The organism is Brevundimonas sp. (assembly GCF_036677305.1).
Taxonomy (GTDB): domain Bacteria; phylum Pseudomonadota; class Alphaproteobacteria; order Caulobacterales; family Caulobacteraceae; genus Brevundimonas.
The window spans coordinates 23,271-34,892 of sequence record NZ_JAKFEB010000262.1 but is presented as its reverse complement, the minus strand read 5'-3'; the positions used below and the strand labels follow the sequence as shown (position 1 = coordinate 34,892).

The 11,622-nt window shown below is 68.0% G+C and carries 13 protein-coding genes; 8 read left to right on the top strand and 5 right to left on the bottom strand.

Translation table 11 applies throughout. The features are described from left to right. Nucleotides 1-426: 426 nt before the first annotated feature. A complete protein-coding gene (locus V6M42_RS15130) occupies nt 427-1,677 on the bottom strand; it encodes a DNA polymerase IV (RefSeq protein ID WP_332679246.1) in 1,251 nt (416 codons plus the stop codon). 117 nt (nt 1,678-1,794) lie between these two features. Between V6M42_RS15130 and V6M42_RS15125 the strand changes: the two genes are divergently transcribed. Next, nucleotides 1,795-2,160 carry a response regulator gene (locus V6M42_RS15125; RefSeq protein WP_055830736.1) on the top strand — a complete coding sequence of 122 codons (366 nt, stop codon included), beginning with the start codon at nt 1,795-1,797 and terminating at the stop codon, nt 2,158-2,160. 5 nt (nt 2,161-2,165) lie between these two features. Further along, nucleotides 2,166-3,530 carry a PleD family two-component system response regulator gene (locus V6M42_RS15120; protein WP_332659497.1) on the top strand — a complete coding sequence of 455 codons (1,365 nt, stop codon included), beginning with the start codon at nt 2,166-2,168 and terminating at the stop codon, nt 3,528-3,530. A gap of 4 nt (nt 3,531-3,534) precedes the next feature. Here the strand turns inward: V6M42_RS15120 and V6M42_RS15115 are convergent, their stop codons facing one another. From V6M42_RS15115 to V6M42_RS15105, 3 genes are all read right to left on the bottom strand, one after another. Beyond that, nucleotides 3,535-3,720, bottom strand: coding sequence for a hypothetical protein (locus V6M42_RS15115; protein WP_332679245.1), 186 nt, complete (start codon nt 3,718-3,720; stop codon nt 3,535-3,537). 117 nt (nt 3,721-3,837) lie between these two features. Further along, nucleotides 3,838-4,005, bottom strand: coding sequence for a 50S ribosomal protein L33 (gene rpmG, locus V6M42_RS15110; protein ID WP_003164451.1), 168 nt, complete (start codon nt 4,003-4,005; stop codon nt 3,838-3,840). A gap of 73 nt (nt 4,006-4,078) precedes the next feature. Beyond that, complete coding sequence (locus V6M42_RS15105; RefSeq protein ID WP_332679244.1) at nt 4,079-4,486, bottom strand: DUF5990 family protein; 408 nt, start codon at nt 4,484-4,486, stop codon at nt 4,079-4,081. Between the two features lie 45 nt (nt 4,487-4,531). Between V6M42_RS15105 and V6M42_RS15100 the strand changes: the two genes are divergently transcribed. Then, entirely contained in the window at nt 4,532-5,104 is a 573-nt protein-coding gene (locus tag V6M42_RS15100) for a hypothetical protein (protein WP_332679243.1), read from the top strand. Here the strand turns inward: V6M42_RS15100 and V6M42_RS15095 are convergent. Continuing rightward, on the bottom strand, nt 5,101-5,676 hold the full coding sequence (locus tag V6M42_RS15095; protein ID WP_332679242.1) for a superoxide dismutase family protein: 576 nt from the start codon (nt 5,674-5,676) through the stop codon (nt 5,101-5,103). The genes V6M42_RS15100 and V6M42_RS15095 overlap by 4 nt on opposite strands. A 125-nt stretch (nt 5,677-5,801) precedes the next feature. Between V6M42_RS15095 and gyrA the strand changes: the two genes are divergently transcribed. From gyrA to V6M42_RS15070, 5 genes are read left to right on the top strand one after another with little or no spacing between them, the layout of a single operon-like run. Then, on the top strand, nt 5,802-8,579 hold the full coding sequence (gene gyrA / locus V6M42_RS15090) for a DNA gyrase subunit A (protein WP_332679241.1): 2,778 nt from the start codon (nt 5,802-5,804) through the stop codon (nt 8,577-8,579). Between the two features lie 53 nt (nt 8,580-8,632). Beyond that, the gene (locus tag V6M42_RS15085) at nt 8,633-9,427 is read left to right on the top strand and encodes a hypothetical protein (protein ID WP_332679240.1); all 795 of its coding nucleotides are present in this window, start codon (nt 8,633-8,635) and stop codon (nt 9,425-9,427) included. Then, a complete protein-coding gene (locus V6M42_RS15080) occupies nt 9,424-10,218 on the top strand; it encodes an aminotransferase class IV (protein ID WP_332679239.1) in 795 nt (264 codons plus the stop codon). Before V6M42_RS15085 ends, V6M42_RS15080 begins: the two co-directional genes overlap by 4 nt. Nucleotides 10,219-10,266: 48 nt before the next feature. Further along, nucleotides 10,267-10,749 (top strand): pantetheine-phosphate adenylyltransferase, encoded by a 483-nt coding sequence (gene coaD / locus V6M42_RS15075; RefSeq protein ID WP_332679238.1) that lies wholly within the window; start codon nt 10,267-10,269, stop codon nt 10,747-10,749. Between the two features lies 1 nt (nt 10,750). Further along, entirely contained in the window at nt 10,751-11,605 is an 855-nt protein-coding gene (locus tag V6M42_RS15070; protein ID WP_332679237.1) for a peptidylprolyl isomerase, read from the top strand. The last annotated feature ends 17 nt before the right edge of the window (nt 11,606-11,622 follow it).

Here is an 11,622-nt window from a genome sequence, read left to right as displayed (position 1 = left end):
CGACGTCCTCAAGGACCCCCGGCGTAAGCGCCCCCGGGCTTCATCGCTCGACCACAGCCCGCCGACATCGAGAAGCGTGGATCCGACGCCCTCCCCACCGACGGGATGGGGGGATTATGGGGCAGGGGTTACATGCGGCTACGAGATGTCGCTGCTGCGCGCGGATAGGCGCAATGGATCAACGGGTTGGCTTCTGCAACTCGTCTGTTTCAGCGCCAACTTGCAGCATTGAACCCGTCATTCCGGGGCGCTCGGAGAGCGAACCCGGAACCCAGGGGATCGCACGCCGTCCTCCGACGCGCCGCCAACGTCGAGCCCGGTCCCCTGGGTTCCGGGTTCCTCGCTGCGCTCGGCCCCGGAATGACCGGTGGGTGGGGCTCCGCTCGGCCCCGGAATGACGGGGGGTGGGGTCGGGAGGGGGTGGGGTCAGTCCTTCAACGCCCGTCCCGCCACCACGGCCTTGGCGCCGAATTTCGCCCGGAGGGCGTCGATGGCGGTTTCCGTCTTCAGGGCGCGGGTCTCGGGCGTATCGAACAGGGCGGGCGCGTCGACAGCGTCCACGACCTCTCCCATGCCGATGCCGATCAGGCGGTAGGGACGGCCGAGTTCGGGGGCCATCAGGGACCGGCCGGCGGCGAAGAGGGCGCGGGCGGTCTGGACTGCTTCGGGCAGGGAGATGCGGCGGGTCACGATCTTGAAGTCCGTGCGCCGCAGCTTCAACACGATGACGCGGCTGGCGACGCCGTCGCGGCGGGCCTTGGACGCCAGCTTCTCGCACAGGGGCCAGAGCTCGGCTTCCAGATCCTCGGCCGAGGTCAGGTCCTCGTTGAAGGTGGTCTCGGCGCTCATGCCCTTGCGGTCATGGGCCGGATTGACCAGCCGCGCGTCGCGGCCATGGGCGAGGTCGTGCAGGCGCAGGCCGGTCTCGCCGTAGCGTTTGACCAGATCGCGCACGTCGGCGGCGGCGAGATCGCCGACGGTGGCGAAGCCGTCGCTGTTCAGGGTTTTTGCAAAGACCGGGCCGACGCCGGGCAGGATTCGGATGGGTCTGGGCGCCAGGACGTCCTTCGCCTCGGAGCCGAGGACCGAGAAGCCGCGGGGCTTGTCCAGTTCGGACGCCACCTTGGCGAGGAAACGGTTGGGGGCGAGTCCGATGGAGACGGTCAGGCCCGTGTCCGCTTCGATCTGTTTCTGCAGGCGAATCAGCTGGAAGGCGGGCGGGCCGCCGTTCAGGCGTTCAGTGCCGGCCAGACCGATCCAGGCCTCGTCCAGCGAGAGGGTCTGGACGAGCGGGGTCAGCTTGCCGACCGCGCCGAAGATGGCCTCGCTGGCGGCGATGTATTTGCGGAAGTCGGGCTTGATGACCACGGCCTCGGGGCAGGCCTTCAGCGCCTTGAACATCGGCATGGCCGAATGGACCCCGTACTGGCGGGCGACGTAGCAGCAGGTGGAGACCACGCCGCGCTTGCCGCCGCCGACGATGACGGGGCGGTCGCGCAGTTCGGGCCGGTCGCGCTTCTCCACCGAGGCGTAGAAGGCGTCGCAGTCCAGATGGGCGATGGTCAGCTGGTCGAGCTCGTCGTGACAGACCACGCGGCGTGAATCGCAGTTCGGGCACCGGTCGACCTTCCGGTCGCCGGTCCACAGACAGTCGCGGCAGATGGCGCGGATCGGCACGTTTCAGGCCCTGTAGCGTCGCTTCACGCCAACTTAAGACCCGTTGGGCCACAGTGCACGGAGAAGGCGACAAGCCTCCGTGCAGCCGCACTTCATGAGGCGACAGGCCAGGTGATGATGTCCAAGAAAGTCCTCATCGTCGAGGATAACGAGCTGAACATGAAGCTCTTTCATGATCTGCTCGATTCCCAGGGCTACGAGACGCTGCAGACCCGCGAAGGTCTGCAGGCGCTGGCCCTGGCGCGCCTGCACAAGCCCGATCTGATCCTGATGGACATCCAGCTGCCGGAAATCAGCGGCCTGGAAGTGACCAAATGGCTCAAGGACGACGAGGAACTGAGCCATATCCCCGTCGTCGCCGTCACCGCCTTCGCCATGAAGGGCGACGAGGAGCGCATCCGCCAGGGCGGGTGCGAGGCCTACATTTCAAAGCCCATCTCGGTGATGCATTTCCTCGACGTGGTCCGGAAACACCTGGGGTAGGGACGATGACGGCGCGCATTCTTGTCGTTGACGACGTCGAGCCGAACGTCCGCCTGCTCGAGGCCAAGCTGACGCTCGAATACTATGAGGTGTTGACGGCGACCGACGGCGCGTCCGCGCTGGAAATCGCCTCGGCCGAGCGGCCCGACATCATCCTGCTGGACGTCATGATGCCGGGCATGGACGGGTTCGAGACCTGTCGGCGGCTGAAGGCCGATCCTGTGACCCGCCACATCCCCGTCGTGCTGGTGACGGCGCTGGACGGGCGCGAGGACAAGATCAAGGGACTGGACGCGGGGGCCGACGACTTCGTCACCAAGCCGATCGACGACGTCATCCTGTTCGCCCGGGTGAAGTCGCTGGTGCGGCTGAAGTCGGTGATGGACGAGCTGCGCGAGCGCGAGGAAACCGGCCGCCGCATCGGCGTCGACACCGACGGCGCGGGACGTCTGCGCGGTTCCGGCGGACGCGTGCTGATCGTCGACGACAATGCGCGCCAGGCCGAGAAGATGGTCGAACACCTGGCCGGCGAGCATCGACCGACGGTCGAGCCTGACCCGGCCGCGGCGCTGATCGCGGCGCGCGGACCCGTCGACCTGATGATCGTCAATGTGTCGAGCGCGGAGTTCGACGGGCTGCGGTTTGTGGCCCAGGTGCGCTCCACCGAGGCCTCGCGGCGTCTGCCGATCCTGGCGGTCGTCGATCAGTCCGACCGGCCCCGCCTGCTCAAGGCGCTGGAGCTGGGGGTCAACGACATCCTGCCCCGGCCCGTGGACGCCGAGGAACTGGAGGCGCGGACGCGGACCCAGATCAAGCGCAAACGCTATGCCGACTTCCTCAAGCAGAAGCTCGACTACAGCCTGGAGATGGCGGTCACCGACGCCCTGACGGGGCTGCACAACCGCCGCTACATGGCCGGTCAGCTGCAGGGGCTGATGAACCGGGCCGGGCAGGGGGGCGAGGGCGTCGCCGTGCTGGTGATGGACATCGACCACTTCAAACTGGTCAACGACGGCTTCGGCCACGACGCCGGCGACGAGGTGCTGCGCGAGTTCGCGGTGCGTCTGGCGACCAATGTGCGGGCCATCGACCTGCCGTGCCGCCTGGGCGGCGAGGAGTTCGTGGTGGTCATGCCGGGCGCGAGCATGGACGACGCCGTGCGCGTCGCCGATCGCATCCGGCGCGACGTGGCCTCGCAGCCGTTCCCGATCATGAACGGCGCCGAGGGGCTGACGATCACGGTCTCGATCGGGGTCGCGTCCAGCGACGGGAACGGCGACACGCCCGAGGCCCTGCTGAAGCGGGCCGACGAGGGCGTCTACGAGGCCAAGGCCCACGGCCGGAACCAGGTCATCGCCCGGGCGGCGTAGGGCGTCAGCGGCTCATCCAGGGCTTGGACTTGCCGGTCGCGACGCGGGCGGCCTGTTCCCGCTGGAAACGGCCGCCGCGCGGCGGCTTCTCGCGCGCCTCGATCGCCGCCTTCTTCAGGCGGAGCGCCCGCTGGACGGGGCTTTCGGCCGGTGTGTCGGGAGCGGGCGAGTCGTCGGCGGGGTCAGTCATCCAGCCATCCTAGCATGACAAAGAAAAACGCCCGGTGTTTCCACCGGGCGTTCTGCAATCCTCGGATCGGCCTCGCTTCGCTCGTTGTCCGAGGAAGACGAGGTCATAAGGCGAGCCTTACTTGATCTTGCCTTCCTTGAACTCGACGTGCTTGCGCACGACGGGGTCGTACTTCTTGACGACCATTTTCTCGGTCATGGTCCGGGCGTTCTTCTTGGTGACGTAGAAGAAGCCGGTGTCGGCCGTGGAGTTCAGGCGGATCTTGATAGAGGCGGGCTTGGCCATCGGGAATTACCTTTGCGACGGCGAAAGCCGCTGGAAATAAGAGGCGCGGAACATACTCAGGCGCGGCCGGAAGTCAACGGCCCCTCGCGGTCTTCCATTCGCCGAGCTTCCGGACGGTGGCGCAGGCGGGCGAACCGTCCTTGCCGCGACCGGGCAGATGGACCTCCAGAACGGCGCCCGGGACCAGCAGGGCCTTCGGAATGTCGTGGATGTCGATCTTGGCGCGGCGGCTCCAGGCGCCGGCGTGATCGCCGGCGGACGTACCTATGCGGATGTAGACGAAACGGCGCTGCGGGCCCTCGCGGCGTACGAAGGGGCCGGTCATGCGGCCGTCGGGCTGCAGGGTGATCGGGACGTCGAAGGAGACCGGGGCGTCGCCCGCCGTGACGGGCTCGAACGGCATGTCGTCCTTCTGGAGGCTGTAGCGCACGCCGGGGACGGGATCGTCGATGGTGAGGCGAAGCGTCACGGTGTCTGCCATGGCTGGAGGTTAGGCCCGCCGGGCCCGCCGTGCCAAGCTGGACCCATGAAACAGATCGCCGTCATCGCCGCCGCCATGGCCCTGTCCGCCTGCGCCAGCCTTCCGGGCGGCCGCGCGCCGCAGCAGGACGCCTTCATGGCCCATCTCAACGCCCTGTGCGGGCAGCGATTCGCGGGACGCGTCGTGACGACGGACGCGGCCGACGCCGATTTCGCCCGGTCGCGTCTCGTCATGCACGTCCGCGACTGTTCGGCGGACGAGGTTCGCATCCCCTTCCATGTCGGCGACGACAAATCCCGCACCTGGGTCATCAGCCGCAATGAAGAGGGCGGCCTGACGCTCAAGCACGACCACCGCGACCCCGAGGGCAGGCCCGACGGCCTGCACTGGTACGGCGGGGACACCGTTTCGGCGGGGTCGGCCGAACGGCAGGAATTCCCGGTCGACGCCTTCTCGGTCGAGCTTTTCACGGCCGGCGATGCGCCGGTGTCGACCACCAATGTGTGGGCGGTCGAGGTGCATCCGGGACAGACGTTCGCCTACGAATTGCGGCGGGCGAACCGTCACTTCCGGGTCGAGTTCGATCTGACCGACCCGTTGATCCAGGTCGCGCGCTAGCCGGCCGCCATCACGCCACAGACCACCCGGTCGCCGGCGCCGCCGATCGGCTGGCTGGTCTGGTCGTCCATATTGGCGTGGATCACCAGGGACGAGCCGTCGGAGTCCCACAGCCACTGACCCGGGCCTTCGCGAGCGATTCGGGCGCGGGTGGTGAAGACCTCGGCGTTCACGCGGCCTTGGGCGTCGGCGAAGACGTTGGGCAGGTCGCCGTCGTCGGGTCCGCCCGCGTTCAGCAGGCCGTGGGGCGCCCTGGGGTCGCCGTGGTTGATGTGGGCCCCCGCCGAGGTGAAGGGGGCCGCGCACTGGCCCGTGGCGTGGATGTGGACGCCGTGCCAGCCGGGGGTCAGGCTCTCGGCCTCGATGCGGATGAGAAGGCCGGTGGAGCCCTGGGTCAGGATGGCGCGGCCGACGCGGGCGCCCGACGAATTGGTCAGCGTGGCCTCCCCGAAATCGCCGGGAGCGGCGCGAACGGACTCCTCTCCGTACTCGACTGCGGTGACCGAAACGCAGCCTCCCAGAAGGGCCATCAGGGGCAGGGCGGCGAGGGCGGAGAGGCGGGCGAGGCGCATGGTCTGGAATCCCTTGTCTGGACGGAGCGTTTCCGGCGGCCTGGCTTTGCCACGGCGGTCTCCGGATGCTAGAAAACCTGTTCGCGGATCACGTTCCGATTCCGGCCATTTAAAGCCTGATTTCCTTGACTGACGACAGCTATAACGACGCGCTTCCCCCGGTTTCGGGCGGCGGCGGCGGCGACATTTCCACCATCACCATCGAAGACGAGCTGAGGCGCTCGTATCTCGACTACGCCATGAGCGTGATCGTGAGCCGCGCCCTGCCGGACGCGCGGGACGGGCTGAAGCCCGTGCACCGCCGCATCCTGTATTCGATGCACGATCTGAAGATGACGCCGGACCGCGCCTATTCGAAATGCGCGCGGGTCGTCGGCGACGTGCTGGGCCGGTTCCACCCGCACGGCGACGCCTCGGTCTATATGGCGCTGGTGCGCATGGCCCAGCCGTTCTCCATGGGTCTGATGCTGGTCGACGGCCAGGGCAATTTCGGCTCGGTCGACGGCGATATGCCGGCCTCGATGCGATACACCGAGGCCCGGATGGCCCCGGCGGCCTCGGCCCTGCTGACGGACATCGACAAGGACACCGTCGATTTCCAGCCGAACTACGACGAGAAGGAGCTGGAGCCCGTCGTCCTGCCGGCGCGGATCCCCAACCTGCTGGTCAACGGCGCGGGCGGCATCGCCGTCGGCATGGCGACCAACATCCCGCCGCATAATCTGGGCGAGATCATCGACGCCTGCGTGGCCCTGCTGGACGATCCGAACGTCAGCGACGACGCCCTGCTGGACATCGTGCCCGGTCCCGACTTCCCGACCGGCGGCGAGATCATGGGCCGCACCGCGCCGCGCAACGCCCTGCGCGACGGCCGCGGCTCGGTCATGGTGCGCGGGCAGGCGACGATCGAGACGATCCGCAAGGACCGCGAGGCGATCGTGGTCACCGAACTGCCTTTCCAGGTCAACAAACAGACCCTGATCGAACGCATCGTCGAAATGGTCCGCGAGAAGCGGATCGAGGGCATCAGCGACGTCCGCGACGAGTCCGACCGCGACGGCATGCGGATGGTGATCGAGCTGAAGCGCGACGCGTCCGGCGACGTGGTGCTGAACCAGCTGTGGCGCTTCACCGCCATGCAGAGCTCGTTCGGCGTCAACATGCTGGCGCTGAACCACGGCCGTCCCGAACAGATGGGCCTGCGCCAGCTGCTGGAAGCCTTCCTGGAGTTCCGGGAAGAGGTGGTCGTCCGCCGCATCAAGTTCGAACTGGCCAAGGCGCGCGACCGCGGCCACGTGCTGGTCGGTCTGGCCGTGGCCGTGGCCAATATCGACGAGGTCATCCACATCATCCGCAGCTCGGCTGATCCGGCCGAGGCGCGCGAGCGGCTGCAGGCCAAGGCATGGCCCGTGGGCGACATGATCGCCCTGATCGAACTGATCGCCGACCCGCGCTCCATGCTGGTCGACGGCGACAAGCTGAACCTGACCGACGAACAGGCGCGCGCCATCCTGGGCCTGACCCTGAGCCGCCTGACGGGACTGGGCCGCGACGACATCTTCGGCGAGGCGCGCGGCCTGGCCGACACCATCCAGGGCCATCTGACCCTGCTGAGCGACCGCGCCAACATCCTGGCCGTGATCCGGGAGGATCTGCTGCTGGTGAAGGAGGAGTTCGCCGTTCCGCGCCGGACCGTCATCGGCGAGGGCGATTTCGAGCTGGAAGACGAGGACCTGATCCCGCGCGAGGACATGGTCGTGACCGTCACCCACGGCGGCTACGTCAAGCGGGTGGCGCTGAACGCCTATCGGACCCAGCATCGCGGCGGCAAGGGCCGTTCGGGCGTGGCGATGAAGGAGGACGACGCCGTCGTCGGCGTCTTCTCGGCCTCGACCCATACGCCGGTGCTGTTCTTCGCCACCAACGGCAAGGCCTACAAGCTGAAGACCTGGCGTCTGCCGCTGGGCAATCCGCAGTCGCGCGGCAAGGCCTTCGTCAACCTGCTGCCGATCGAGCCGGGCGATTCGATCATGAACGTCCTGCCTCTGCCCGAGGACGAGGCCGAATGGGCCAACCTCGACATCATGTTCGCCACCCGGTCGGGCGACGTGCGCCGCAACAAGCTGAGCGACTTCGCCACCGTCAACCGGGCCGGCAAGATCGCGATGAAGCTGGAGGACGGCGACCACATGGTCGGCGTCGCCCTGTGCACGGCCGAGGACGATGTCATGCTGACGACGGCCCTGGGCCGGGCCATCCGCTTCAAGGCCGACGACGTGCGCGTCTTCAAGGGCCGGGATTCGACCGGCGTGCGCGGCGTTCGTCTGCAGAAGGACGACGAGGTCATCTCCATGGCCGTGCTGGGCCGGGTCGACGCGACGCCGGACGAGCGGGCCGCCTATGTCAAACACGCCTCGGCCATGCGCCGGGCGACGGGCGAGGGCGAGGACGAAACGCCGACGGTCGATGCTGACGACGAAGCCACGGGCGACGCCGCCCTGAGCGTCGAGCGCATCGCCGAACTGGGCGCGGCCGAGCAGTACATCCTCACCGTCACCGATACGGGCTTCGGCAAACGGTCTTCCGCCTATGAATACCGGCGCACGGGCCGGGGCGGGCAGGGGCTGACGGCCCACGGCCTGGGCGGCCGCGCGGGCACGCGTCTGGCGGCTTCGTTCCCCGTCGAGGACGGGGACGAACTGCTGCTGGTCACCTCGGGCGGGCAGATGATCCGCACGCCGGTGGGTCAGGTCCGCATCGTCGGTCGCTCGAGCCAGGGCGTGACCATCTTCCGCACCGCCGAGGGCGAGCGGGTGGTGTCGGTCGAACGGCTGCCGGACAGCGGCGGCGGCGAGGACGAGGCAGGCGAGGTCGAGGCGGACGGCGAGGGCGGCGAAAGCTGATTGCGCGAGGTTACCCGGTCGTCGCATGCTGATGCGGAGCCGGGGGGACCGAAATGCTGCGCTATTTGCTGTTTGTGCTGACGCTTTGTCTGGGCGCCTGCGCCATGCCGCAGGCCGACCCGGACCGGGTTGGGCAGGCCACACAGGTTTACGGCTGGGTGCGCGACGGCGACATCGATTCGCTGGCGAAGCAGAGCACGCCCAGCCTCAGGCCGCAGCTCACACCGGATCTCATGGCCGGGGTGCGTCGCTACGCGTCGCCGGGAGCGCCGCAGCTCAGCAAGGTCCTCAGCTGGCGGTCGAATACGGTCGCCGGAGGCGCATCCCTGTACGAGGTCGTTCAGCAGCTCGAATACCCGGAGCGGACGGTGATCGTACAGGTGTTGATGGTCCGGGAAGGCAACGGGCCTTGGCTGGTAGACGGCTTTCACCTGAACGCCGTCAGCCCGACCCTCGCCAAGGCCTCTACCGGCTTCAGCCTGGAGGGCAAGTCGCCCCTTCATTACGGCGCGCTGATCGGCGTGGTCCTGGTCCCTCTGCTTTGTCTGGTGACGGCTGGCGTCGCGGGTTGGCGGCGGCGTTGGGCCTGGATGATCTTCAGCCTGTTCGGCTTCGGTCAGCTGGCGTTGAATTGGAATACTGGCGAATGGCAGTTCCAGACCCTCTATTTCGCGATTCTGAGCGCGGGCTTCTTCAAGGGGGTCGGTCCTCTCGATCCCTGGGTTCTGATGCTGTCCCTTCCGATACCGGCAGCGCTGTTCTGGATCCTTCGTCGAGATCGACCGAAGGCGAAGGCCGGGAAAAAGGCGTTGTCCACGCCGATACCGCACCCGGTGGATGAGGCGTGATTGCTCTTTCCATCGACGGCGCGCCGGCTTCGCCCGAAGACCTGACCCACATCGCGCTGGTCAACTACGGCGCCTACACCTCGTTCCGGGTGGAGCGGGGCGGCGTGCGCGGGCTGGACCTGCATCTGGCGCGGCTGGAGGCCGAGGCGGTCGAGCTGTTCGGCGAGCCGGTCGGCGAGGCGCGTCTACGCGAGCTGATGCGGTCCGCCGTGGCGGAGCGCGAGGATTGCTGGCTGCGCGTCAGTCTGTTTTCGCAGGAGATCGGGCCGCGGACGCCGAACTGGAGCGGCCGGCCCAGGGTGATGATTGCGGCCTCGCCGCCGCCGCCGCCGCTGGCCGACAGCGTGCGCCTGCAGGTCCAGACCTATGGGCGTGAGGCGCCGCATCTGAAACATGTGGCGACGTTCGGCCTGATCCGGGCCCGTCGGATGGCGCGCCAGGCCGGCTTCGACGACGCGCTTTTTGTAAATGCGCAAGGTCAGGTGTCGGAGGGAAGCCTATGGAATGCAGGATTTATATCCGGAGATGAGATCGTCTGGCCCCAGGCGCCGATGCTGGCCGGGGTCGCGCAGGCGCTGGTGCATCGCGGCCTCGGCGGCGCGGGGCTGACCGGCCGGATCGCGCCCGTCCACGTCGATGATCTGGGCGATTTCGACGGCGCCTTTATCTGCAACAGCGCCACCCCGGCCTGCGCCGTGGCTTCGATCGGCGATCAGACGTTCGCGACGTCCGCGGCGATGATCGACCGCCTCCGATCGGCATGGGCGTCGAACCCGGTCCAACCGATCTAGGCTGTGGCGGCGGGGGCTGCTAAACCGCTGGAAAGCGGGGAGGACTGCATGCGCATCGGCCTGTATCCGGGCACGTTCGATCCCGTGACCAACGGACATATGGACATCATCGGCCGTGCGGTGAAGCTGGTCGACCGACTGGTCATCGGCGTCGCCCGCAACGACGACAAGGGCCCGCTGTTCAGAACGGACGAGCGCGTCGAAATGGTTCGCGCCGAGGTCGCCCATCTGGGCGACAAGGTCGAGGTCCGGGCCTTTTCCACCCTGCTGATGCATTTCGCCGAGGAACTGGACGCCACCATCATCGTGCGCGGCCTGCGCGCCGTCGCGGACTTCGAATACGAATTCCAGATGACGGCCATGAACCAGCGCCTCAATGCCGACATCGAGACGGTCTTCCTGATGGCCGACCCGCGGCATCAGGCCATCGCCTCGCGGCTGGTCAAGGAGATCGCCCGTCTGGACGGCGCGATCGACAGTTTCGTCAGCCCGGCCGTCGCCAAGGCGGTCAGGGACAAGGTCAAGGGATAGAATGAAGTTCAGGATCGCAACCATCGGCGTGTTCTCGATGGCGCTTCTCGCCGCCGGCCAGCCTGCCGCCGCCCAGGCGCCCGCCGCCGAATGGCGCGCCGTCGCGCCCGAAAACCTGCTGGTGATCGACACGGCCAAGGGGCGGATCGTCGTCGAACTGGACCCCGCGGTGGCGCCGCAGTCGGTCGCGCGCATCCGCACCCTGGCTGACCAGGGCTTCTATGACGGGTTGAAATTCCACCGCGTGCTGCCGGGATTCATGGCCCAGACGGGCGATCCGCTGGGCACGGGCGAGGGCGGCAGCGAACTGCCCGACATTCCGGGCGAGTTCCAGTTCCGCCGCGGACGCGACCTCGGCTACGTGAATCTGGTGACCTCGCCCACCGGCCTGCTGGGGATCGCCGGCTCCATGCCGGTGTTCACCCAGCCGGACGCGCAGATGATGGTCACGGCGGATTTCAGGACGGCGGCCCAGGCTCTGTTCTGCCCGGGCGTCGCCGGCATGGCCCGCGCCCAGGACCCGAACAGCGCCAACAGCCAGTTCTTCCTGATGACGGGTCCGAATGACGCGCTGAACGGTCTGTATACGCCCTTCGGGCGCGTCCTGTCCGGACTGGACGTGGTCAAGGCGTTGAAGGCCGGAAGCGAGGCCGCCAACGGCGCGGTCACGGATCCCGACATCATGACGCGCGCGCGGACCGCCGCGGCCATGCCCGAGGGGCAACGGCCGTCGGCCCGGGTGATGACGGCGCGCAGCCCGGCCTTCGCGGCCATGGTCGAGCAGAAGCGCGCCGAATTGGGCGCGCGCTTCACGGTGTGCGACGTGCAGCCGCCTGCCGAAGTGACCGGCGGCTGAATTCGGAAAGAGGGGGA

What these genes read in the sequence shown, in the direction of transcription:
- V6M42_RS15125 (WP_055830736.1), top strand. Translation starts at nt 1,795, where the DNA reads ATGTCCAAGAAAGTCCTCATCGTCGAGGATAACGAGCTGAACATGAAG.
- V6M42_RS15120 (WP_332659497.1), top strand. Translation starts at nt 2,166, where the DNA reads ATGACGGCGCGCATTCTTGTCGTTGACGACGTCGAGCCGAACGTCCGC.
- V6M42_RS15115 (WP_332679245.1), bottom strand. Translation starts at nt 3,720, where the DNA reads ATGACTGACCCCGCCGACGACTCGCCCGCTCCCGACACACCGGCCGAA.
- rpmG (WP_003164451.1), bottom strand. Translation starts at nt 4,005, where the DNA reads ATGGCCAAGCCCGCCTCTATCAAGATCCGCCTGAACTCCACGGCCGAC.
- V6M42_RS15105 (WP_332679244.1), bottom strand. Translation starts at nt 4,486, where the DNA reads ATGGCAGACACCGTGACGCTTCGCCTCACCATCGACGATCCCGTCCCC.
- V6M42_RS15100 (WP_332679243.1), top strand. Translation starts at nt 4,532, where the DNA reads ATGAAACAGATCGCCGTCATCGCCGCCGCCATGGCCCTGTCCGCCTGC.
- V6M42_RS15095 (WP_332679242.1), bottom strand. Translation starts at nt 5,676, where the DNA reads ATGCGCCTCGCCCGCCTCTCCGCCCTCGCCGCCCTGCCCCTGATGGCC.
- V6M42_RS15085 (WP_332679240.1), top strand. Translation starts at nt 8,633, where the DNA reads ATGCTGCGCTATTTGCTGTTTGTGCTGACGCTTTGTCTGGGCGCCTGC.
- coaD (WP_332679238.1), top strand. Translation starts at nt 10,267, where the DNA reads ATGCGCATCGGCCTGTATCCGGGCACGTTCGATCCCGTGACCAACGGA.
- V6M42_RS15070 (WP_332679237.1), top strand. Translation starts at nt 10,751, where the DNA reads ATGAAGTTCAGGATCGCAACCATCGGCGTGTTCTCGATGGCGCTTCTC.